Source organism: Ramlibacter agri (assembly GCF_012927085.1).
In the GTDB taxonomy this organism is placed as follows: domain Bacteria; phylum Pseudomonadota; class Gammaproteobacteria; order Burkholderiales; family Burkholderiaceae_C; genus Ramlibacter; species Ramlibacter agri.
Genome location: NZ_JABBFX010000005.1, coordinates 163557 through 184508, shown reverse-complemented (window position 1 = coordinate 184508; position 20952 = coordinate 163557). Strand labels below are relative to the sequence as shown.

At 69.5% G+C, this 20952-nt stretch carries 22 protein-coding genes; 7 read left to right on the top strand and 15 right to left on the bottom strand.

The annotated features are described in order from the left end of the window. Positions 1-144: 144 nt before the first annotated feature. The 3 genes from hemB to HHL11_RS32700 are packed head-to-tail and all read left to right on the top strand — an operon-like array spanning position 145 to position 3062. A complete protein-coding gene (gene hemB, locus HHL11_RS32710; protein ID WP_169422828.1) occupies positions 145-1146 on the top strand; it encodes a porphobilinogen synthase in 1002 nt (333 codons plus the stop codon). A 21-nt stretch (positions 1147-1167) separates the two neighbouring features. Beyond that, on the top strand, positions 1168-2265 hold the full coding sequence (locus tag HHL11_RS32705; protein ID WP_169422827.1) for a magnesium transporter CorA family protein: 1098 nt from the start codon (positions 1168-1170) through the stop codon (positions 2263-2265). Then, complete coding sequence (locus tag HHL11_RS32700; RefSeq protein ID WP_169422826.1) at positions 2262-3062, top strand: DUF72 domain-containing protein; 801 nt, start codon at positions 2262-2264, stop codon at positions 3060-3062. Before HHL11_RS32705 ends, HHL11_RS32700 begins: the two co-directional genes overlap by 4 nt. On the opposite strand, the gene HHL11_RS32695 is transcribed toward HHL11_RS32700, so the two are convergent. Next, complete coding sequence (locus HHL11_RS32695; protein WP_169422825.1) at positions 2971-3654, bottom strand: dienelactone hydrolase family protein; 684 nt, start codon at positions 3652-3654, stop codon at positions 2971-2973. The genes HHL11_RS32700 and HHL11_RS32695 overlap by 92 nt on opposite strands. 123 nt (positions 3655-3777) lie before the next feature. On the opposite strand from HHL11_RS32695, the gene HHL11_RS32690 reads away from it, so the two are divergent. The 3 genes from HHL11_RS32690 to HHL11_RS32680 are packed head-to-tail and all read left to right on the top strand — an operon-like array spanning position 3778 to position 5675. Beyond that, on the top strand, positions 3778-4527 hold the full coding sequence (locus tag HHL11_RS32690; protein WP_169422824.1) for an SDR family oxidoreductase: 750 nt from the start codon (positions 3778-3780) through the stop codon (positions 4525-4527). A 2-nt stretch (positions 4528-4529) separates the two neighbouring features. Continuing rightward, positions 4530-5030, top strand: a complete 501-nt coding sequence (locus HHL11_RS32685; RefSeq protein WP_425355235.1) for a MaoC family dehydratase — start codon at positions 4530-4532, stop codon at positions 5028-5030. Next, entirely contained in the window at positions 5031-5675 is a 645-nt protein-coding gene (locus tag HHL11_RS32680; protein ID WP_169422823.1) for a MarC family protein, read from the top strand. A 9-nt stretch (positions 5676-5684) separates the two neighbouring features. Here HHL11_RS32680 and HHL11_RS32675 read toward each other — a convergent pair whose 3' ends face one another. The 14 genes from HHL11_RS32675 to HHL11_RS32610 form a co-directional block, all read right to left on the bottom strand. Further along, positions 5685-6752: a chemotaxis-specific protein-glutamate methyltransferase CheB gene (locus tag HHL11_RS32675; RefSeq protein ID WP_169422822.1), complete on the bottom strand. Its 1068-nt coding sequence runs from the start codon at positions 6750-6752 to the stop codon at positions 5685-5687. Then, positions 6749-7303 carry a chemotaxis protein CheD gene (locus tag HHL11_RS32670; protein WP_205964805.1) on the bottom strand — a complete coding sequence of 185 codons (555 nt, stop codon included), beginning with the start codon at positions 7301-7303 and terminating at the stop codon, positions 6749-6751. The genes HHL11_RS32675 and HHL11_RS32670 overlap by 4 nt, the downstream gene beginning before the upstream one ends. Beyond that, the gene (locus tag HHL11_RS32665) at positions 7300-8100 is read right to left on the bottom strand and encodes a CheR family methyltransferase (RefSeq protein ID WP_169422821.1); all 801 of its coding nucleotides are present in this window, start codon (positions 8098-8100) and stop codon (positions 7300-7302) included. Before HHL11_RS32665 ends, HHL11_RS32670 begins: the two co-directional genes overlap by 4 nt. 10 nt (positions 8101-8110) lie before the next feature. Next, entirely contained in the window at positions 8111-10045 is a 1935-nt protein-coding gene (locus HHL11_RS32660; RefSeq protein ID WP_169422820.1) for a HAMP domain-containing methyl-accepting chemotaxis protein, read from the bottom strand. Between the two features lie 24 nt (positions 10046-10069). Then, a complete protein-coding gene (locus HHL11_RS32655) occupies positions 10070-10561 on the bottom strand; it encodes a chemotaxis protein CheW (protein WP_342593316.1) in 492 nt (163 codons plus the stop codon). Between the two features lie 10 nt (positions 10562-10571). Next, entirely contained in the window at positions 10572-12359 is a 1788-nt protein-coding gene (locus HHL11_RS32650) for a methyl-accepting chemotaxis protein (RefSeq protein WP_169422819.1), read from the bottom strand. A gap of 23 nt (positions 12360-12382) precedes the next feature. Next, the gene (locus HHL11_RS32645; protein WP_342593315.1) at positions 12383-12877 is read right to left on the bottom strand and encodes a chemotaxis protein CheW; all 495 of its coding nucleotides are present in this window, start codon (positions 12875-12877) and stop codon (positions 12383-12385) included. 3 nt (positions 12878-12880) lie between these two features. Next, positions 12881-14824 (bottom strand): chemotaxis protein CheA, encoded by a 1944-nt coding sequence (locus HHL11_RS32640; RefSeq protein WP_205964804.1) that lies wholly within the window; start codon positions 14822-14824, stop codon positions 12881-12883. Further along, entirely contained in the window at positions 14821-15114 is a 294-nt protein-coding gene (locus HHL11_RS34790) for an STAS domain-containing protein (protein WP_169422818.1), read from the bottom strand. The genes HHL11_RS32640 and HHL11_RS34790 overlap by 4 nt, the downstream gene beginning before the upstream one ends. Further along, entirely contained in the window at positions 15111-15479 is a 369-nt protein-coding gene (locus tag HHL11_RS32630; protein ID WP_169422817.1) for a response regulator, read from the bottom strand. The genes HHL11_RS34790 and HHL11_RS32630 overlap by 4 nt, the downstream gene beginning before the upstream one ends. A 23-nt stretch (positions 15480-15502) precedes the next feature. After that, entirely contained in the window at positions 15503-16693 is a 1191-nt protein-coding gene (locus HHL11_RS34785) for a methyl-accepting chemotaxis protein (RefSeq protein WP_169422816.1), read from the bottom strand. A 206-nt stretch (positions 16694-16899) separates the two neighbouring features. Then, positions 16900-17073 carry a hypothetical protein gene (locus HHL11_RS32620; RefSeq protein ID WP_169422815.1) on the bottom strand — a complete coding sequence of 58 codons (174 nt, stop codon included), beginning with the start codon at positions 17071-17073 and terminating at the stop codon, positions 16900-16902. Continuing rightward, on the bottom strand, positions 17070-18167 hold the full coding sequence (locus tag HHL11_RS32615; protein WP_425355234.1) for a PepSY-associated TM helix domain-containing protein: 1098 nt from the start codon (positions 18165-18167) through the stop codon (positions 17070-17072). The genes HHL11_RS32620 and HHL11_RS32615 overlap by 4 nt, the downstream gene beginning before the upstream one ends. Before the next feature lie 8 nt (positions 18168-18175). Continuing rightward, complete coding sequence (locus tag HHL11_RS32610; protein ID WP_169422814.1) at positions 18176-20365, bottom strand: TonB-dependent receptor; 2190 nt, start codon at positions 20363-20365, stop codon at positions 18176-18178. A 259-nt stretch (positions 20366-20624) separates the two neighbouring features. On the opposite strand from HHL11_RS32610, the gene groES reads away from it, so the two are divergent. Further along, complete coding sequence (gene groES, locus HHL11_RS32605; protein WP_169422813.1) at positions 20625-20915, top strand: co-chaperone GroES; 291 nt, start codon at positions 20625-20627, stop codon at positions 20913-20915. The last annotated feature ends 37 nt before the right edge of the window (positions 20916-20952 follow it).

Sequence of the window (20952 nt, the reverse complement as noted above, 5' to 3'; positions counted from 1 at the left end):
CGGGGAGCGGCAAGCCGCCCGCGCGTAATTTAACAAACCGGACTCGGCCTTTCAAGGCAAGGCCTTACGTGATTTCCACACCGGAACCCGCACCGGGCCCTCCGGACCGTGAGAAGTGCCCGCTTCGGGCACAATTTTCGAACCATGACGCCATTTGCCCCCTACCCCCACGGGCGCCCGCGCCGCCTGCGGCGGGACGAGTTCACCCGCAACCTGGTACGCGAGCACACACTGAGCCCGCACGACCTGATCTACCCGGTGTTCGTGCTCGACGGCGAGAAGCAGCGGCAGGCCGTCGCCTCGATGCCCGGCGTCGAACGCGTGAGCCTGGACCTGCTGCTGCCGGTCGCGGAGCAGTGCGTGAAGCTGGGGATTCCGGTGATGGCGTTGTTTCCCGTCATCGACGCGAAGCTGAAGACGCCCGATGGCCGCGAGGCCTGCAACGCCGAAGGCCTGGTGCCACGTGTGGTGCGCAAGTTGAAACAGGAGTTCCCCGAACTGGGCGTGATGACCGACGTCGCGCTCGACCCCTTCACCAGCCACGGCCAGGACGGCTTGCTGGATGAAACCGGCTACATCCTGAACGACGAAACGGTGGAAGTGCTGGTGCAGCAGGCGCTGACGCAGTCGCAGGCGGGCGTCGACATCGTTGCGCCCTCCGACATGATGGACGGTCGCATTGGCGCGATACGCGGCGCCCTCGAAGCCCGCGGCGACATCCACACGCGCATCATGGCGTACAGCGCCAAGTACGCGAGCGCCTTCTACGGCCCGTTCCGCGACGCCGTCGGCTCCGCCTCCAACCTGGGCAAGAGCAACAAGAAGGTCTACCAGATGGACCCGGGCAACACCGACGAGGCCTTGCGCGAAGTCGCCATGGACCTGGCCGAAGGCGCCGACATGGTGATGGTGAAGCCCGGCATGCCCTACCTGGACGTGCTGCGCCGCGTGAAGGACGAATTCCGCGTGCCCACCTTCGCCTACCAGGTGTCCGGCGAGTACGCCATGCTGAAGGCCGCCGCGCAGAACGGCTGGCTGGACCACGACCTGGTGATGATGGAGAGCCTGCTCGCCTTCAAGCGCGCCGGCGCCGACGGCATCCTCACCTACTTCGCGCTCGACGCCGCCCGGCGCCTGCGCGCCTGAGGCCTCGGGAAGGGACGCCGGTTGCAGATCGTCGAATTCGCCAACGGCACGCTGCGCTTCCTGGAAACCATCCCGCACCAGGCGCCGGAGCGGGGTTTCGTCTGGATCTACCTCGAACGCGAGCACCTGGACCAGGACCTGCCCATGCTGCAGCGCGCCGCGCACGTCCTCGGGGGATCGCAGCTGCTGGACGTGCACGTCAAGGACCTGGGCAATCGCGCGCACCCGGCCCGCTACGACTACACGTCGGTCTATGACCTGATGATCTTCCGGCGGCTCGCGTCCGAGGCGGAAGTGCAGGCGGAGCTGGGCGACGAGTCGCACGTGCGGGCGGGCCCCCTGGAACTGTTCCGCCGCATCCGCTCGCGCGCCGTCGGCTTCGTCGTCTTCGACCGCCTGCTGATTACCGTGCACCCGGGCGGCTGCTATGCGGCGCGCCTGTTCATCGAGCGCTACCTGGCCGACGCAGTGCAGGCGGAGGGCCTGACGGCCGCGGCCCGCAGCCGCCTGCCGATCAGCACCGCGGACCTGATGGTGCGCATGCTGAACATGATGGTGGACAGCTACCTGGAGCTGCGCAAGGACCTGAGCAACGAACTCGACCAGTGGCAGCAGAGCCTGCTCGCCCCGTCCAGCCGCGGCGCCGACTGGTCGTCGCTGATGACCGCGCGCAACGCCCTGCACTCGCTGGAAGACATGTGCGAGGAGCAGCAGGACGCGGTGCAGGAATGGCTGGACACGCAGCGCGAACAGCCGCCGCAGTGGATGGGGCAGGCGGAGCTGGATGGCCTGCTGGCGCGGGCGCGCGACGTCGTGGAGCACATCCAGCGCGTCGTGCACCACGTGCGCCGCATGGAGCAGAGCGCGGAGACGGCGGTGCAGATCCACTTCTCCGCCGTCGGCCACCGCACCAACGAGATCATGCGCACGCTGACGGCGCTGACGGCCATCTTCCTGCCGCTGAACCTGATCGTGGGCTTCTTCGGCATGAACTTCGAATTCATGCCGGCGATCCACAACCAGGAAGGCCTGTGGTGGACCGTCGGCGTGATGGCGACCATGGCCATCGCCCTGGGCCTCGTGTTCTGGCGCAAGCGCTACCTCGCCCGCGCGCGATGATCCGCAGCGGCTGCGCCGGCTGGGCGCTGCCGCGCGCGGTGCGCGAGGAGTTCGGGCCGGGCGACAGCCAGCTGGCCCGTTATGCCACCCGCCTGCCGGCGGTGGAGATCAACACCTCGTTCTACCGGCCGCACCAGCGCAAGGTGTACGAGCGCTGGGCGGCCAGCGTGCCGGCGGACTTCCGCTTCAGCGCCAAGCTGCCGAAGGCGATCACGCACGAGCGGCGCTTCGTGGATTGCGAGGCGCTGCTCGACACCTTCCTCGCTGAAGTGACGGGACTGGGCGAGAAGCTGGGCTGGCTGCTGGTGCAGCTGCCACCCAGCTTTGCCTTCGAGAGCGCGGTCGCCCTGCCCTTCCTCGAACTGCTGAGCGAGCGCTTCGACGGCAACATCGCTTGCGAGCCAAGGCATGCGAGCTGGTTCGGCTACAACGTCGACGCGCTGCTGCGCGAGCTGCGCATCGCCCGAGTGCTGGCGGATCCGGTGCGCATCGACGAAGCGCGCGCGCCTGGCGGCTGGACGGCGCGGGTCTACCTGCGGCTGCACGGCTCGCCGCGGATGTACTTCTCGCCTTACGAGCCGGAGCTGCTGCAGGCGCTGGCCGCGCGGCTGCGGCTTGCCGACCGCGAGTGCGAAGAAGCCTGGTGCATCTTCGACAACACCGGTAGCGGCGCAGCGGCGGCGAATGCGCTGGAACTGCAGCGCCTTACGCCAGGTGCTTCGCGAAGAACTCCAGCGTCCGCTCCCGGGCCAGCTGCGCCGAAGCCGGATCGTACGAGCCGCGCTGGTCGCAGTTGAAGCCGTGGTCGGCGTCGTAGACGTGGACCTCCACCTCCGGATGCGCCCGCTTGAACTGCTCCACGCTCTCCTGGCTGATCCAGTGGTCCTTGCTGCCGAAGTGCGCCATCACCGGCACCTTGGGCTTGCGCGCCACCTCGTCCGGCGTGGTCATGCCGCCGCCGTAGTAAGGCGCCGCGGCGCTCAGGCCCTTCAGCGTGCAGGCGGCGCGCCAGGTGAGCAGGCCGCCGTAGCAATAGCCGACGATGCCCACCTTGCCGGCCTCGCCGGCGTGGTTGATCGCCGCCTGGATGTCCTGCATCACGCCCGGCGTCGGCAACGCTTCGGTGGCGGCCTTCAGCGTCGAACCTTCCGCCATGTCTTCCTGCGTGTAGCCGAGCTCGACGTTCGGGCGCACCCGGTGGAAGATGGCCGGCGCGACGGCCAGGTAGCCCGCGGCGGCATAGCCGTCGGCGACGGAGCGGATGTGCGAATTGACGCCGAAGATTTCCTGGATGACGACGACGCCGCCCTTGGGCTGACCGGCGGGCTGGGCGACATAGGCGGGGATGGCCTGGCCGTCGGCGGCCTTGAGTTCCGTGAATTGGCCCATGGCCTGCTCCTGTGGATGCTGCAAAGGCGGCTAGCTTCCCCCATCCGGGCCCCGCGCGTCAATCGGCTGCTTTTGCTTTAATGACGGCTCGCCGCCTGCTGCGCGGCGAGGAGGAGGAGACCCGTGAACGAGCAGGTGTTGTTGGTCACCGGCGGCAGCCGCGGCATCGGCGCGGCCACCGCGCTGCTGGCCGCGAGCAAGGGCTTCGCCGTCGCCGTCAATTTCGCGCGCGACCAGGCCGCGGCCGAGAAGGTGGTCGCCGCCATCCGCGCTGGTGGCGGCAAGGCGATCGCCGTCCCCGGCGACGTCGCCGACGAAGACCAGGTGATGGCGATGTTCGCGCAGGTGGACGCGTCGCTTGGCCGGCTTACGGCGCTGGTCAACAACGCCGGCATCGTCGACCGCACGCAGCGCGTGGAGGACATGAGCCTCGCGCGCCTGAAGCGGATGTTCGACGTCAACGTGATCGGCAGCTTCCTGTGCGCGCGCGAGGCCATCAAGCGCATGGGCAAGCGCCATGGCGGCCGCGGCGGCGCCATCGTCAACGTGTCGAGCGCCGCCGCGCGCCTGGGCGGCCCAGGCCAGTACGTGGACTACGCGGCATCGAAGGGCGCCATCGACACCTTCACGATCGGCCTGGCCAAGGAAGTGGCGGACGACGGCATCCGCGTCAACGCGGTGCGCCCCGGATTGATCGAAACCGACATCCACGCCTCCGGCGGCCAGCCGAACCGGGTGAAGGACCTGAAGCACCAGGTGCCGATGCAGCGTGGCGGCACGGCGGAGGAAGTGGCGCAGGCCATCGTCTGGCTGCTGTCGCCGGAAGCGAGCTACACCACCATGTCGCTGGTGGAAGTGTCGGGAGGACGTTGACCGTGGCCTTCAGCATCTACTGGGAAGACATGACTCCGGGCAGCACACGCGAGCTCGGCACCACCTCCGTCACCGCGGAGGAGATCAAGGAGTTCGCGGCCAAGTACGACCCGCAGCCCTTCCACCTGGACGAAGAAGCGGCGAAGCATTCGATCTTCGGCAGCCTGTGCGCCAGCGGCTGGCAGACCGCCGGCCTGGCGATGCGCCTGACCGTCGACAACATGTTGAAGAAGACGCCCAGCAAAGGTTCGCCCGGGCTCGAGAGCCTGAAGTGGCTGAAGCCCGTGTACCCGGGCGACCAGCTCACGCTGCGCCACACGATCCTGGAGCAGAAGGCCATGCGCAAGCGGCCCGACACGGGCCTGGTGCGTTCGCGCTGGGAGATGTTCAACCAGGACGGCGCCAAGGTGCTGGAGATGGAAGGCTGGGGCATGTTCGGGCGGCGCGAGCCGGCCACGCCCGCGGAACTGGCGCAACTGGACGCGCAGCGCGCGGCGTCCTGAATGGAATTCAAGCCGCTCATCACGCTGCTGGCGATCGTCAACCCGCCGGCGATCATCCCTTTCTTCATCCACTACACGCAGGGCTTCAGCACGCTGCAGCGGCGCCGCACCATCGGCGTCGCCTCCTTCACCGCCTTCTGCGTGATCGCCGCCTGCGCGCTGCTGGGCATCCGCATCCTGGAGTTCTTCGGCATCTCGCTGGCGAGCTTCCAGGTGGGCGGCGGCATGCTGCTGCTGACCAGCGCGTTGAACATGCTGAACGCCAAGCCGGCCGAAGCCAAGCCCGCGACCAACGACCTGGCCGAAGGCGCCGAGAAGGCGGCCATGGGCTACAGCATCGCCGTGGTGCCATTGACGATCCCGCTGCTCACGGGCCCGGCCACGATGTCCACCGTGGTGATCTATGCCGAACGCGCGCACACCGTGCTGCAGCTCGCGACGCTGGTCGGCTACGGCGTGGTGATCGGGCTCGTGACGGCGCTGTCGTTCGCGCTGGCCAACCCGATCGCGCGCATCCTGGGCCAGACCGGCATCAACGTGCTGACGCGGCTGATGGGCCTGATCCTCGCCGCGCTGGCGGTGGAGGTCATGGCCGACGGTTTGGGCAAGCTGTTCCCGATCCTCGGCCGCACCGTGGGCGGCTAGCTAGCCGTCTCACAGCTGCTTCAGGATCTCCTGCGCGATCGCGTCCAGCGGCAGCACCCGCTCCGCGCCGCCGCGCTTGATGGCTTCCTTCGGCATGCCATAGACCACGCAGCTTTCCTCGTCCTGCGCGATGGTGCGGGCGCCGACGTTGCGCATCTCCAGCAGGCCGGCGGCGCCGTCGTCGCCCATGCCGGTCATGATGACGCCCAGGGCGTTGCCGCCGGCGCACTTGGCCACCGAGCGGAACATCACGTCCACCGAGGGCCGGTGGCGGTTGACCAGCGGGCCGTCGATGACGTCCACGAAATACTGCGCGCCGCTGCGCCGCAGCACCAGGTGCTTGCCGCCGGGCGCGATCAGGGCGCGGCCGGGCACCACGCGATCGTTGTTCTCGGCTTCCTTGACGCTGATGCGGCACACGCTGTCCAGGCGCGCCGCGAAGGCGGCCGTGAACTTCTCGGGCATGTGCTGCACGATGACGATGCCGGGGCTGACGCGCGGCAGCGCCGTCAGCACCTCCTCCAGCGCCTGCGTGCCGCCGGTGGACGTGCCGAGCGCCACCACGCGCTCGGTGGTCTGCGTCATGGCGCGCGCCGGCGCGGGCGGCAGCACGGCGTCGGCGCTGTGCTTCGCGGCCACGGGCGGCGCTTCGACCCGGGCCGCGAGGCGGCGCACGTTGGCACGCGCCGCCGCGCGCACGGTGGCAACGAACTCCTCGGCCGATTCGCTGAGGAACTGCTTCAGCCCCAGCTTGGGCTTGGTCACGATCGCCACCGCGCCGGCGGCCATCGCCTCCAGCGTGGTCTTCGCGCCCTTCTCCGTCAGCGTGGAGCAGATGACAACCGGCGTGGGCCGCTCCTGCATGATCTTGCGCAGGAAGGTGATGCCGTCCATGCGCGGCATCTCCACGTCCAGCACGATGACGTCCGGCCATTGCTGGCGCAGCCGCTCGATGGCCAGCAGCGGGTCGGCCACCGCGGCCATCACCTCGATGCCCGGCGCAGCGGCCAGCATGCCGGCGACGACCTGCCGCACGACGGCGGAGTCGTCGACGACCAGGACCTTGATCTTGTTCACGCGGACCTCCCGATCCGGAATTCAGGCAGCACGGGCAGCTGCCGCGTGCTGCGCGGGGTCTGCCGCGCCCACACCTCGCCCGTGGCGATGTCGAAGACGACCTGGCGGTGGCCGTCGCCGTAGAGGCTCTCGGACGCGACCTCGATCCCGCAGCGGCGCAGTTGCTCGCGCGCGGCCTCGCCATTGCGCTGGCCCACCGTGGGCCCGGGGTGCCTGGCGCCGAACATGTCGCCGCCACCGAAGATCTTGGCGCGGCAATGCGCGGGGCGCACGCCCAGGCCGACCAGTTCCTCCAGCATCAGGCGCAGCGCCTCGTCGCCGTAGCGGCCATCCAGCATGGGCCCGGACGCATCCTGCTGCGGCCGCCCGGGCAGCAGCGAGTGCGACATGGCGCCTATGCGCACATGCGGGCTCCACAGCACGACCGACACGCAGGAGCCGAGCAAGGTGCGCACGCGATGCTGCGCATCGCCGGCGAAGTACTCGCCAGGCTGCAGGAACACGTCCAGCTGCGTGGGCTGCGTCCGCGTCAGCACCTCATGAACGCTCATGGCTTGCGGTAGATCGACGGCGCGAGCTGGCGCACCGTGGCGTTGATCTCGTGCAGGCTTTCCGAGTGGCCGATGAAGAGGTGGCCGCCCGGCTTCAAGGGCGCCAGCACGCGCTCGACGACCTGCCGCTTGGTGTCGCCGTTGAAGTAGATCATCACGTTGCGCAGGAAGACCACGTCGAAGCTGCCCATGCGAGGCAGCGCTTCGTTGAGGTTGGCGTGCGCGAACTGCACCCGGGCGCGCACGCGGCGGTCCACCAGCAGCGTGCCGTCCTGCGTGCCGGTGCCGCGCAGGCAGAAGCGCTTCAGGTAGTCCTGCGGGATATGGCGCGTGCGCTCCAGCGGATAGTGGCCGGTGCGCGCGCGCTCCAGCACGCGGGTGCTGATGTCGGTGCCGACCACCTCCCAGGCAGCTTCGCCCAGGCAGTCGGCCAGCACCATGGCGATGCTGTAGCACTCCTCGCCGCTCGACGAGGCGGCGCTCCACACGCGGAAAGGCTGGCCCTGGCCGCGCGCGGCGGCGGCCAGCTCGCGCAGCAGCTCGAAATGGCGGGGCTCGCGGAAGAAGTAGGTCTCGTTGGTCGTCAGCAGGTCCACGGCCACCTGCACCTCCTGCGGCGCCCTGCCGCTGCGCAGCAGCTCGTAATAGGCCGTGTAGCTGGAGAGCTGGTGGACCTGCAGGCGCCGGGCCAGCCGCCCGCACACCAGCGCCTTCTTGGCGCCCGACATGGTGATGCCCGCAGCTTCGTGGATGAACTGCTGGAACTTGCCGAACTCGGCGTCGGTGATGGTGTGCATGGCAGCGGGTTCAGAAGCGGGCGAAGTCGACTTCGTCCGGCCCGCCGGTGGCGAGCGGGGTCGCCAGGGCCTTGGCCGGCGCGGGCGTCTTGCGCTTGCGCGGCGTGCTGCGCGCGGCGGCGATGGCCTGGGCGGCGGCCTGGCCCGAAGCCGTGCCGCCGGACAGCTTGAAGAACGCCATCGTCTGCTGCAGCTGTTCGGCCTGGCTGCTCAGCTCCTCCGCCGTCGCCGCCAGCTCCTCGCTGCTGCTGGCGTTCTGCTGCGTCGTCTGGCTCAGCTGCGTGATCGCCCCGTTGATCTGGCCCACGCCGGAGGTCTGCTCCTCCGACGCCGCCGTGATCTCCTGCACCAGGTCGCTGGTCTTCTTGATGTTGGGAACCATCGCATCCAGCAGATGGCCGGCGCGCTCGGCCAGCTCCACGCTGGACGAAGCCACGGTGCCGATCTCCTGCGCCGCCACCTGGCTGCGCTCGGCCAGCTTGCGCACTTCGGCAGCGACGACGGCAAAGCCCTTGCCGTGCTCGCCCGCGCGGGCGGCCTCGATCGCCGCGTTCAGCGCCAGCAGGTTGGTCTGGTAGGCGATGTCGTCGATGATCACGATCTTCTGCGCGATCTGCTTCATCGCCGCCACCGTGGCCTTCACGGCTTCACCGCCTTCGGCCGCTTCGGCCGCGGCCTTGGTGGCCATGCCATCGGTGACCTTGGCGTTTTCGGTGTTCTGCGCGATGGACGCCGTCATTTCTTCCATCGACGCGCTGGTCTGCTCCACGCCCGCGGCCTGCTCGCTGGCGGCCTGCGACAGCGACTGCGCCGTGGCGCTGACTTCTTCCGACGCACCGGCCAGCGACTCGGCGCCGCTGTTCACGTCCTGCACGACGTGCGTCAGCTTCAGCAGCGTGCCGTTGACGAACTCCTTCATGCGGCCGAACTCGCCTTCGTAGTCGGCGTCGATCTGCTGCGTGAGGTCGCCTTCGGACAGCGCGGACATGACGCGCACCACGTCGCCCACGCTGGCGCCGGTGGTGGCCGCCAGGTTGTTCAGGCCTTGGCCCAGCTCGCGCTGGAAGCCCTGCAGGCCGGCCAGGTCCACGCGCTCCTGGAAGTCGCCGCGGTTGGCCGCCTCGATGACGCGCTGCTGGCCTTCGACCACCTGGTGCAGGCGGGCGATGGTCTGCTTCAGCGCATGCAGCAGGCTGCTGTCGTCGCCTTCGCGCAGGCGCAGGTCGGCGTTCAGTTCACCGGCGGCCAGCTGCCGCAGGCGCCGCGCGGCATCGTCCGGCTCGCCACCGATCTGGCGCGCGATCACGCGCGTCACCAGCAGGCCCATGGCGATCGCCAGGATCGCGGCGGCGGCAATGACGGCGATCAGCGTGTTGCGGGTGCTCTGCGCGGCGGCGGCCGCCTGCGCGTTCGCCTCGTCGGCCTGGCGGGTCTGCTCCGCGATCGCCTTGGCGAGGCTCGCCTCGATCGCGTTGGACGCGAGGCGGGCCGGCCCGTTGCTCTGTTCGACGGCCTGGTCGAACTTGCGATCGGCGGCGAGCTGGGCCACCTTGTCGTTCGCGGCGAGGTAAGCCACCAGCAGCGGCTCGCGGTCCTTCTTCAGCTGCTTCTCTTCCTCGCTCATGTGCGTCAGGTCGTACTGCGCCATCGCCTTGCGGAACTTCTCGATGTGGGGGATCACGCGCTTGATGGTGTCCTTCTGCTCCGCCAGGTCCTTCATCGAGCCCAGTCGCGAATAGCCGCGGCTGTGCGCCATGATCCGCGCGTTGGCCTCGGCCAGGTATTGCATCGGCAGGATGTTGTCCTCATAGACCGACTTCAGGCTTTGCCGCACTTCGGCCAGGCGCAGCAGCGCGAAGCCGCCGACGGCTGCCGTGACGGCAGTGCATAGCAGGAAGGAGAGGAGAAGCTTGTTGGCCAGCTTCAGGCGCAGGAACCAGTTCATGGAAATCTTTCGCGGGGAGCGGCCTCAGGCGGCCAGGGGCTCGGGAAGGGAGTGCGGATCGAAGTCGCCCTCGTCGGGCAGGTCGAGGTCCAGGAGCGGGGCGGGATCGAGCAGGATCACGAAGCGGCCGCGCACCTTGGCCACGCCGCGCAGCAGTTCCGTGCGCAGGCGGGTGCCGAAGGTCGGCGGCGGCTCGATGTCCTCCGCCGCGATGTCGACTACTTCGCTGACCGCGTCGACCACGACGCCGGCGGTGCGCGCGCTGCCGTCGGCCAGCGTGGTCTCGACGATCACGATGCAGGTGCGGCGCCCCGGCGCACTGGCTGGCTTGCCGAAGCGGACCTGCGGGTCCACCACCGGCACGACGGCGCCGCGCAGGTTGATCACGCCGCGCACGGCGGCTGGCGCCATCGGCACCGGCGTGAGTTCGGGGTACTCGATGATCTCGCGCACCGACAGGATGCCGACGGCGTACATGTCGGCGCCGAGCTGGAAGCTCAGGTAGGGTTCAGCCACGGCCGTTCCTTCAGAAACGGGCGAAGTCGACTTCGTCCGCCGCCGCGGAAGCCGCGGGCATGGCGCGCGGCCGGGCCGGCGGCTGCGCCTTGCCGGCGGCCACGGCGATCGCGGTCGTCGCCGCCTGGCCGGCGGGCGTGGGCGCGCCGACGCGGAAGAAGCCCATGGCCTGCTGCAGGTTGCCGGCCTGTCCGCTCATGGCTTCGGAAGTCGCGGCCAGCTCCTCGGCGCTTGCCGCGTTCTGCTGCGTCGTCTGGCTCAATTGGGTGACGGCGGCGTTGATCTGGCCGACGCCGCTGGCCTGTTCGGCCGAGGCCGCCGCGATCTCCTGCACCAGGTCGGAGGTCTTGCGGATCGTGGGGACCATGGCGTCCAGCAGCTGGCCGGCGCGCTGCGCCATCTCCACGCTGGACGAAGCCACGGTGCCGATCTCCTGCGCCGCCACCTGGCTGCGCTCGGCCAGCTTGCGGACTTCGGCGGCGACGACGGCAAAGCCCTTGCCGTGGTCGCCCGCGCGGGCGGCCTCGATCGCCGCGTTCAGCGCCAGCAGGTTGGTCTGGTAGGCGATGTCGTCGATGATCACGATCTTCTGCGCGATCTGCTTCATCGCCGCCACCGTGGCCTTCACGGCTTCGCCGCCTTCGGCCGCTTCGCTGGCCGCCTTGGTGGCCATGCCGTCGGTGACCTTGGCGTTTTCGGTGTTCTGCGCGATGGAGGCCGTCATCTCCTCCATCGACGCGCTCGTCTGCTCGACGCCCGCGGCCTGCTCGGTCGCGGCTTGCGACAGCGACTGTGCCGTCGCGCTCACTTCCTCGGAGGCGCCGACCAGGCTCTCGGCCGCGGCGTTCACGTCCTTCACCACCTGCGCCAACTGCTGCACCGAGCGGTTGATGTCCGCCTGGATGGTCGCGAAGGCGCCCTGGTAGCTGCCGTCCATGGTGCGCGTCAGGTCGCCCTCGGCGACGCCGCCCATGACGGTGGCGACTTCGCCCATCAGCCCGCGCAGCTGGCCCACGGTCTCGCCCACGGCATGCAGCAGGCTGTGGTCGTCGCCCTCCCGCGTTTCCACCACCACGTCCAGGTCGCCCTGGGCGATGCGGCGCAGGATGCCCGCCGCTTCCGCCGGCTCGCCGCCCAGGATGCGATGCAGGCCGCGCGTGATGGCCAGCGCGATGCCGGCGCCCAGCGCCAGCGCCGTGGCCGCGAGGACCAGCAAGACGATGCGCGTGCTGTCGTAAGTGCTCGCAGAGGCGGCCGCCGAGGCATTCATTGCGGCCGACTCGTGCTTCACCAGTTCCTGCAGCGCCGTCTCGAAGCGGCGGTTGGCGGGCACGAACTCGCTGCGCAGCACTTCCGCGGCCTTGGGGTCTTCGCCGCGCGCCAGCACCAGCACGGGCTCGAACTTCTGCTCCAGCGTGGCGTGCTCCGTGCGCACGGCCTTGACGAGGGCACGGGACTGCGCGCTGTCGGCCATGCCGTCCAGGCGGTGCAGCGCGTCGGCGATCCGCGCGCGGTTGGCCTCCACCGACTGCATGGCCTCCTTCGCTTCGAGGCCGTTCACGGCCATCAGCAGCGCGCGCATCTTGCGGCCGGTGTCCACGGTCAGCACCGCGGCTTCGTTGGCGAGTTTCACCGCCGGCAGGCGCTGCCGGACGATGGTCTCGGTCGTGCCCTGCACGGTGGCCAGGCTCCAGAGGCTGAGGCCGGCGAGCGCGAACAACAGCACCATGACGGCGCCAAAGCCGGCGGCGAGCCGGGTGGACACCTTCCAGTGCGAGAACAGCTTGATTTGCTTCATGGGAATCTTTCTGGAATGCCGCCTCAGGCGACGGCGGCTTCGGCCCGCGCTTCTGCGAGGCCTTCGATATCGAGAGACAGGACATGGCCGGCGGCCAGCAGGATCACGAACTTCCCGCGGACCTTGCCCATGCCCGCGATGAAGTCGGTGCGGATCCGCGAGCCGAAGGGCGGCGGCGGCTCGATGTCCGCGGCGCCGATTTCCAGCACCTCGCTCACGGCATCGACCAGCATGCCGACGCTCTGCGGCTCGCCGTCACCGCCGTCGATCTCGACGATCACGACGCAGGTGCGCTTGCCGGGCACGCTGGAGGCGCGGCCGAAGCGCGCGAGCGGGTCCATCACCGGCACCACCGCGCCGCGCAGGTTGATCACGCCGCGCACGAAGGCCGGCATCATCGGCACCGGCGTGAGGCCGCGGTATTCGATGATTTCCTTGATGGCGAGGATGCCGATGGCGTACATGTCGCCAGCGAGCTGGAAGGTCAGGTACTGACCGTCGTGGGATTGGCTGGACACGTGCTACTCCTGGTGCAGTTCCGCGGCCGAAGCAACCCGCAGCAGCACCGGCACGTCCAGGATCAGGGCGACTTCGCCGCTGCCCAGGATGCTGGAGCCGCTGATGCCCTGCACCTGCGCGAAGACGCGCGATAGCGGCTTGATGACAGCCTGCGTCTCGCCGAGCAGCGCGTCGACAACCAGGCCGACGCGTTGGCCGGCGTGGCGCACGACCACGATGTTCTGGCGCGCAGCGGCTTCGCCGGCCACCTCGAACAGCTCGCGCAGCCGGATGAAGGGCAGCACCTCGCCGCGCAGGTCCGTGTAGTCGCGGCCCGGTTCGGCGGAGAACTCGACGCACTCGTCCACCAGCTCCAGCGGCACGACGAAGACCGCCTTGCCCACCGCGACCTGAAAGCCGTTGATGATGGCCAGCGTCAGCGGCAGGCGCACTGTGACGGTCGTGCCCCGGCCCGGTTCGCTGGCGATGTCGACGCTGCCGCGCAGCGCCTCGATGTTGCGCTTGACGACGTCCATGCCGACGCCGCGGCCGGACAGGTTGGTGATCTTCTCCGCCGTGGAGAAGCCCGGCTCGAAGATCAGCGCGTAGGTCTCGGCATCGGTGAGCACCTTGCCCGGTTCCACCAGGCCACGCTCGGTGGCCTTGGCCAGGATGCGCTCGCGGTCCAGGCCGCCGCCGTCGTCACCGACCTGGATGACGATGCTGCCGGAGTCGTGGAAGGCATTCAGCGACACGGTGCCCTGCACCGGCTTGCCGCGCGCGGCGCGCAGCTCCGCGGAGTCGATGCCGTGGTCCATGGCGTTGCGTACCAGGTGCATCAGCGGATCGCCGATCTTCTCGACGACCGTCTTGTCCAGTTCGGTGTCCTCGCCGCTGATGCGGAGAGCGATGTCCTTGCCCAATTCCAGCGCCACGTCGTGCACGACGCGCTGGAACTTGCCGAAGGTGCCGCCGATCTTGACCATGCGCAGCTGCAGCGCGCTGTCGCGCACCTCCTCAACCAGGTGCGACAGCACCGAGTGGCATTCCTGCAGTTCCAGCTGCTGGCTGCGCCGCGCCAGCAGGCTGGCGCCGGCGGTGGCGATGATCAGCTCGCCCACCAGGTTGATCAGGCGATCGAGCTTGTCGGCCTCGACGCGGATGGATTGCGCCGCTTCGCGGGTAGTGCCGGCGCGTGCCATGGCAGCTTCGGGAGCGGCCACTGGCGTTGCGGGAGCAGGTGCGCCCTCCTCCTCGATGCGGATTTCGGAATCTTCGGCGACGAACTCGAAGACGGCGGCGATCGCGGCCCGGTCGACGGCGCCGCGGAAGGCGATCTCGAAGCCCAGGTGGCAGCTCTCGGCGTCCAGGTCGGCCAGCGCCGGCAGGCGGTCGTCCAGCGTGGTGATCGCGTCGACCGTGCCCAGCGTGGACAGGTAGCGGATGAAGGACAGCGGGTCCATGCCGTTGCGCAGCACGTCGGCGCCGAAGCGCAGCGCGATGCGCCAGCGGCGTTCGCCGTTGGCGGGCGCGGCTGCCGCGGCGACGTGCGTCGCGGCAGCCTCGATGCCGCCGGCGGCATAGCCAGCCAACTGCGCCACCAGGCGCTGGCCTTCGGCCGCAGCCTGCGGCTCCAGCGCCGCGCCGCTGTCGGCAGCATCGACCAGTGCGCCGATGTGGTCGGCACTGGCCAGCAGCAGCTGCACCAGCGGCGCGCCCAGGTTCACCTGGCCGGCACGCACTTCATCCAGCAGGCTTTCGACGACGTGGGTGAATTCGACGATCGCGTCCAGCCCGAACAGGCCGGCGGATCCCTTGATGGTGTGCGCGGCGCGGAAGATGGCGTTCAGCGTCTCGGTGCCGCCGGGCTCGGCGCCCACGCGCAGCAGCATCGCCTCCATGTCGTCCAGGAGCTCGCGCGCCTCGACCAGGAAGGTCTGCAGGGCGTCTTGCAGGTTCACGCTCATGCCGGTTCTCCTTCGTGCGCGAAGCGGGCTTGCAGCCCCAGGGTGGCGAGCGCGTCGCACACCGGCGCGCTGGGCGCGCGCAGCTGCAGGCTGCCGCCGCCCTGCTCCAGCCGGCGCGCGGCGGCCAGCAGCAGCTGCACGCCGGCGGTGTCGCACTCGCTCACTTCGGCCAGGTCCAGGACGAGCGCGGTATCGGGTGCAATGGCCTCGCGCCATTCGGCGCACAGGTCCGCCGCGCGGTAGATGCTCAGCTCGCCCTCGACGGCGAGCACGGTCACGGGCGTGCTCACGGCAGCACCAGCTTCTGCACCACGGCCAGCAGCTGCGGCGGATTGAAGGGCTTCACCATCCAGGCCTTGGCGCCGGCGGCCTGGCCCTGCTGCTTCTTCGCCTCTTGCGACTCGGTCGTCAGCATGACGATGGGCGTGAACTTGTAGGCGGGCAGCGCCTTGACGGCCTTCACCATGGTGATGCCGTCCATGTTGGGCATGTTGACGTCGCTGATGATCAGGTGGACCTTCTGGCCCGTGAGCTTCTTCAGCGCGTCGGCGCCGTCGCAGCCCTCGAGCACCTCGTAGCCCGCGCCACGCAGCGAAATGGCGACGACCTGCCGCAGCGAGGCGGAGTCGTCGACGATCATGATGGTCTTGGCCATGTCTCTTGGTTCCCTGTTCGTGATCAGAAGAAGGTGATGTCGCCGTCGCCGGCCGGCGCTGCGGGCGCCGGCGACGAGCCGCCGCTGTGGGTGCTGCGTTCGTCGGCCATCGCGTAGCTGCGCTCCAGTTCCTCGACGAGCTCGCGGGGCTGCAGCGGACGCAGCGGGGCACCGGCGGCGAAGTCCTCGCGCGCCTGCGCCAGCAGGGGCGGGACGCTATCGATGCTGTCGCGCACGTGGCTCATGCGCTGGCTCACGCGGTCCTGGAACTGCAGCTGCACCAGCGATTCGACGATCTCGCCCTGGATGGCGGTGCTTTCCTGCTGCAGCACTTCGTTGGCGCTGCCCAGCGTGGTCGTGACGCCGCGAAAGCGGGCCAGGACGGCGTCGATCTTGTGTTCGGCGTCGCGCACGGCGGCGGTCTCGCGGACCGAGGAAGCCTCGGCGCTGCTGCAGGCCGCCTGGATGGCGGCGCCGATGGTGCGGGCCTTGTCGCCCATGCGAGCGCCGGTTTCCCCGGACGACGCGGACAGCTTGCGCATTTCCTGCGCCAGCACCGCGAAGCCGCGGCCCTGCTCGCCCACATGCGCCGCCTCGATGGCGGCGTTGATGGCCAGCAGGTTGGTCTGGTTGGCGATCAGGGCCACGCCCTGCGCCATCTCCTGCAGTTCGGCGACGAAGGTCGACAGGCCTTGCACTTCCTGGTGCAGGGCGGCGTTGCCGGCGAGCGCCGCGCGCAGCGAGTCCACCAGGCTGCCGAGCTCGCGTGCGCTCTCCTCGAACACGCCGGCCATGCCGTGGTCGCCGTGCTGCATGGAGGCCTGCAGCGCCTGCGTGAGGCGTTCGACGATGGCGCCGAAGCGCACGGTGAGCGCGGACACCGCATCCTCCATCTGCGCGCGCGAGCTTTCCAGCTGGGCGCCCCAGATCGGGAGCAACTCGCGGCCCAGGCGGTCGGCGCCGTCGACGAAGCCCTCGACATCGGCGCGCTGCGTGGCTTCGGCCTGCAGGCGGCGCCGGTCTTCGATGGCGCCGGCGGCGACGATGGCGGCCGCCGCGCAGGCGCTCCAGGCGTTGAAATGGGCGCCGCCAGCGCCCCAGATGGCCGCCGCGGCGGCCAGGGCCAGGGCGGTCGTGCGCAGGCGGGTCCATCGCCGCCAGCGCGGGAGGTGCAGGGCCACCGGCGCGGCGGGGGCGGAAAGGGTATCGGACATGATGGGTTCGGGAACGCTGTTGCCGTCCCCGAAGCTTTCGGCCGCGCGCCGGAAAGCTTGAGCCCCCGCGCGCCCAGGCCCTGGGCGGCGGTGTCAATGTAGAAGCGAGGGAGGCGCGCCGAAGCGCCGAAAAGGGACGGGGGAGCCCCGCCTTTCGGCGCGTTGCGCGGGAGTCGCGGCCGGTGCGTGGCCGCGGTCAGGCTGCGTCAGTTGCGGCGGCGGCCGCGCGAGAACCAGAGCATCACGGCGACCGGCACGCCCAGGGCGAACCAGGACCAGACGTCGCCGGCGCCGTCGGAGACCAGCGCGGTGAACAGGCCCGAGGCCGTCAGCACGGCCAGCCCTATGGGCCAGCCCCAGAGTCGCAGGAAGGCGTTCATGCCCGTTTCCACCAGAGGTAAAGGCCGCTGCCCAGCACCACGAGCGTGGCGACATCGAGCAGCGCCCAGAGAATCTTCATCGGCATGCCGCCGTAGTCGCCGAAGTGCAGCGGCTGCGACAGGCGCAGCGCCAGCAGGTACCAGGGCGTTGCCGGAATGGCCGTGAGCTGCGCGGTGCGCGCATCGACCATCACCGTGTGATTGAGGCGCGCGGTCAGCGGGTCGCTGCCGCGCAGGTAGAAGGTGTTGTGGTGCGGGCTGGAGAACGACGTGCCGGGGAAGGCGATGAAGGCGACCTTCATGCCGGGCGCGGCGGCCAGCGCGGTTTCCAGCGAGCGTTGCAGCGACGCGCGTTCGGCCGCCGGCACCAGCGGCTGGCCTTCGTAGGGCTGCAGCAGCGCCGCCAGCTCCTCTTTCTGCCAGTGATCCAGCAGCAGCTCGGCCCAGGTGTTGATGACGCCGGTGGCGCCGACCACCAGCGCCCACACCAGGGTGGCGATGCCCAGCAGGTTGTGCAGGTCGAGCCAGCGCACGCGCGGCGAGCGGTCGGTCCGCACCTGGCCGAAGTCCAGCTTGCGCATGAAGGGCGCATACAGCACCAGGCCCGAGACGATGGCCGCGAGCAGCAGCACGCCCATCGCGCCCAGGAACAGCTTGCCCGGCTGGCCCGCGAACAGGTCGACGTGCAGGCTTTCGATGACGGCCATGAAGCCCTTGCCGATCGGCGGCTGCGGCAGCACGGCGCCGGTGCGCGAGTCGACCACCACCTGCACGAAGTCGGCGGTCGGCGCGGGCGTCGGCGTCATCGTGATGTACCAGGCGTCGGTATGCGACTCGTCCTGCGAGGCGAACTGCACGACCCGGTCCGGATGCACGCCGTGCGCGATTTCCAGCGCGCGGTCCAGGCTGATGTGCGGCGTCCCCGCTGGCATGGCAGGCGGCCGCGCCACGGCGCCGGTCAGGTCGCCGATCTCCTCGTGGAAGATCAGCGGCAGGCCGGTCAGGCAAAGCAGCAGCATGAACAGCGTGCAGACCAGGCTGGACCACTTGTGGACCCAGGACCAGCCGCGGACGGCACGCGCGCTCAATGCCATGCGAAGGCTCAGAAGTCGATGCTGGCGCCGAGCGAGAAGGTGCGCGGCGCGCCGACCACCATGTAGCCCTGGCCCGGATAGCCGCCGGTGGAGGCCCAGTAGCTGCGGTCGGCCAGGTTGTCGATGCGCGCGCGCAGCGTGACCAGGCGGCCGCCCACTTCCATCAGGTAGCGCGCGCCGACGTCGACACGGCCCCAGCCGCCCACCTTGAGCGTGTTGGCCGCATCCGCGTAGCGCGAGCCGCCAGCGGTCAGGCGTGCGTCCAGCGCGAGGCGGTCGACACCCGGCACGTCCCATTCGGCGCCGATGGAGCCCTGCATCTTCGGCACGCCGATCACGCGCTTGCCCTCGGTTGTGGCATCGCCGGTGGAGACCTGCTTGGCATCGAGCCAGGTCACGCCGCCCAGCAGGCGCAGGCCGCGGGTGGCTTCGCCGAAGACGCTCAGCTCCACGCCCTGGTGGCGGTCCTTGCCGCTCTGCGTGAAGGTCTGGCCGACGCCGCCGCCGGTGGAGCGCGGACGCTCGATGGAGAACAAGGCCAGGCCGGCGCCCAGGCGGCCGGCATCGTACTTCAGGCCGACTTCCTGCTGCTTGGTGACGTAGGGCGCGAACACGGCGTTCGCGTTGGTGGTGCCGGGGGGCGCCACGTCGCCCTTGGTCAGGCCTTCGATGTAGTTGGCGTACGCCGAGAACTGCTTGTTGACCTTCCAGACGGCGCCCAGCGCGGGGCTGGTGCGGCTCTTGTCGTAGTCGCCGTTGGCATTGACGGCGCCGGTGTTGAAGTCGTAGGCCGTCGTGTGCATCTGCTGGTGGCGCGCCCCCAGCGTCAGCAGCACGGTGTCGTTCACCAGCGAGAGCGTGTCGCCGAGGGCGTAGCTGGTGAGGTTGATGCGGTTCGTCACGCCCGGCGCGGCCAGGTTGCCGCCGGCGAATTCGGCGCCGCTGAACGCCGGCAGCGCGCTGTACACCGGGTTGAACAGGTTGGTCGCCTGCTGGTTGAAGAAGTCCATCTTGTAGGCGTTCTTCTCGGTGGACTTGAAGCGCGAGGCGGCCACCACCCATTCGTGGCCCACGCTGCCGGTGCGCAGCTTGCCGCGCAGGCCCAGTTCGCCGGTGTCGACCTGGTCCTCGCGGACGTTGTCGTAGCGGTAGGTGTAGCCGTCGCCGGTGCTGCCGTTCGTGAGGTTGAAGCCGGCCAGGCGGTTGCTTTCGTCGCCGCGGCGGCCACCGTAGGCAGCCCAGGCGGTGACGGCGGAATTGATGTCCCACTCGCCGCGCAGCGTGCCGAACAGGTCCTTCTCGTTGGAGTAGGTCCAGGGCTGGGCGAAATTGACGCTCGCATTCGGCGCCGGGATGGAAGTCGCGCCGGCCGGCGTGACGCTCGGGCGCGTCTGCTTGAACTGGTTCTCCTGCCAGCCGATGTCGCCGGACAGGCGCACGTCGCGGTTGTGCCAGTCGAGGCCCACGGAGGCGACGGTGGTCTTCTGCTTCTCGCTGTCGACGCCGGTGCCGCCGTCGCGGTAGCCCGCGTTGACGCGGATGCCGGTGGAGCCGTCCGGGCCGAAGCGGCGCGCGATGTCGGCCGACACGTGGCCGTAGCCGCCGCTGCCCGTTTCGACGCTCACGCGATTCAGCGGCTCGTTGGGCGCGCGCTTGGGCAGCAGGTTGATGGCGCCGCCCAGGCCGTTGCCGCTGGGCGTGGCGCCGGTCAGGAAGGCGGTGGCGCCGCGCAGCACTTCGACGCGCTCGAACAGCTCGGTCGCGATGTACTGGCGCGGCATCAGGCTGTACAGGCCGTTGTAGGCGGTGTCGTCGGAAGTCACCACGAAGCCGCGGATGAAATAGGCTTCCTGGAAGTTGCCGAAGCCGCGTGCGACGCCCACGAAGGGGTCGCTGCGCAACACCGCGCCGACGCTGCTGGCCTGGCGGTCGAGGATGTATTCGTTGGTGTAACTGGTGATGGAGAACGGCGTCTCCATGTTGTCCTGGGTCCCCAGGATGCCGGCGCGCCCGCCGCGGGCGACCTGGCCGCCCGGGAAGGCCGGCGACAGGCCTTGCGCGGAAGCGTCGGCGCTGGCGCGCACCGTCACGGTGGACAGGGTCGGGGTGGCGGCGCTGTCCTGTTGCTGGGCCCAGCTGCCGGACGCGAGCAGGGCCAGGGCGGCGGCGGCAGCCACCGGACGGAGTTGATGGGGCATGGGGACTTTCGAATACGAATTATTCTTATTTGGATTCTAGCCCATCCATCCAGCCTGCCAATGCATGAAAAAGCACGCGCCCGCGGCCCCCCGTCAGTGCTTTCCTATGTCAGGCCGCGCTTGCAACCGACAAGAAAGCCCTTATGATTAGCACTCGTTGGGGCCGAGTGCTAACAGCAGAGCTCGCCCCACGAACCAGTTAATGAGCGCCGACCGGGTTGGCGCTTTTTGATGCCCAAGCTTCCCTGAAGGAGATGCAATGAAACTTCGCCCCCTGCACGATCGCGTGATCGTCAAGCGCCTCGAACAAGAAACCAAGACGGCCTCCGGCATCGTCATCCCCGACAACGCCGCCGAGAAGCCCGATCAGGGTGAAGTGCTGGCCGTGGGCCCCGGCCGCAAGAACGACAAGGGCGACCTGATTGCCCCCAACGTCAAGGTCGGCGACCGCGTCCTGTTCGGCAAGTACAGCGGCCAGACCGTCAAGGTCGATGGCGACGAGCTGCTGGTCATGAAGGAAGACGACCTGTTCGCGGTCGTCGAGCGCTGATCCCCCTTCCACCCCACAACTGAATATCCGGAGTAAT

Bases quoted from the DNA above. Each gene is read 5' to 3' on its own strand.
- HHL11_RS32640 (WP_205964804.1), bottom strand. From the start codon at position 14,824: ATGAGCGTGAACCTGCAAGACGCCCTGCAGACCTTCCTGGTCGAGGCG.
- HHL11_RS32665 (WP_169422821.1), bottom strand. From the start codon at position 8,100: ATGCACACCATCACCGACGCCGAGTTCGGCAAGTTCCAGCAGTTCATC.
- HHL11_RS32615 (WP_425355234.1), bottom strand. From the start codon at position 18,167: ATGGCATTGAGCGCGCGTGCCGTCCGCGGCTGGTCCTGGGTCCACAAG.
- HHL11_RS32660 (WP_169422820.1), bottom strand. From the start codon at position 10,045: ATGAACTGGTTCCTGCGCCTGAAGCTGGCCAACAAGCTTCTCCTCTCC.
- HHL11_RS32630 (WP_169422817.1), bottom strand. From the start codon at position 15,479: ATGGCCAAGACCATCATGATCGTCGACGACTCCGCCTCGCTGCGGCAG.
- HHL11_RS32670 (WP_205964805.1), bottom strand. From the start codon at position 7,303: ATGAGCGTTCATGAGGTGCTGACGCGGACGCAGCCCACGCAGCTGGAC.
- HHL11_RS32610 (WP_169422814.1), bottom strand. From the start codon at position 20,365: ATGCCCCATCAACTCCGTCCGGTGGCTGCCGCCGCCGCCCTGGCCCTG.
- HHL11_RS32695 (WP_169422825.1), bottom strand. From the start codon at position 3,654: ATGGGCCAATTCACGGAACTCAAGGCCGCCGACGGCCAGGCCATCCCC.
- groES (WP_169422813.1), top strand. From the start codon at position 20,625: ATGAAACTTCGCCCCCTGCACGATCGCGTGATCGTCAAGCGCCTCGAA.
- HHL11_RS32700 (WP_169422826.1), top strand. From the start codon at position 2,262: ATGATCCGCAGCGGCTGCGCCGGCTGGGCGCTGCCGCGCGCGGTGCGC.
- HHL11_RS32680 (WP_169422823.1), top strand. From the start codon at position 5,031: ATGGAATTCAAGCCGCTCATCACGCTGCTGGCGATCGTCAACCCGCCG.
- hemB (WP_169422828.1), top strand. From the start codon at position 145: ATGACGCCATTTGCCCCCTACCCCCACGGGCGCCCGCGCCGCCTGCGG.
- HHL11_RS34785 (WP_169422816.1), bottom strand. From the start codon at position 16,693: ATGTCCGATACCCTTTCCGCCCCCGCCGCGCCGGTGGCCCTGCACCTC.
- HHL11_RS32650 (WP_169422819.1), bottom strand. From the start codon at position 12,359: ATGAAGCAAATCAAGCTGTTCTCGCACTGGAAGGTGTCCACCCGGCTC.
- HHL11_RS32620 (WP_169422815.1), bottom strand. From the start codon at position 17,073: ATGAACGCCTTCCTGCGACTCTGGGGCTGGCCCATAGGGCTGGCCGTG.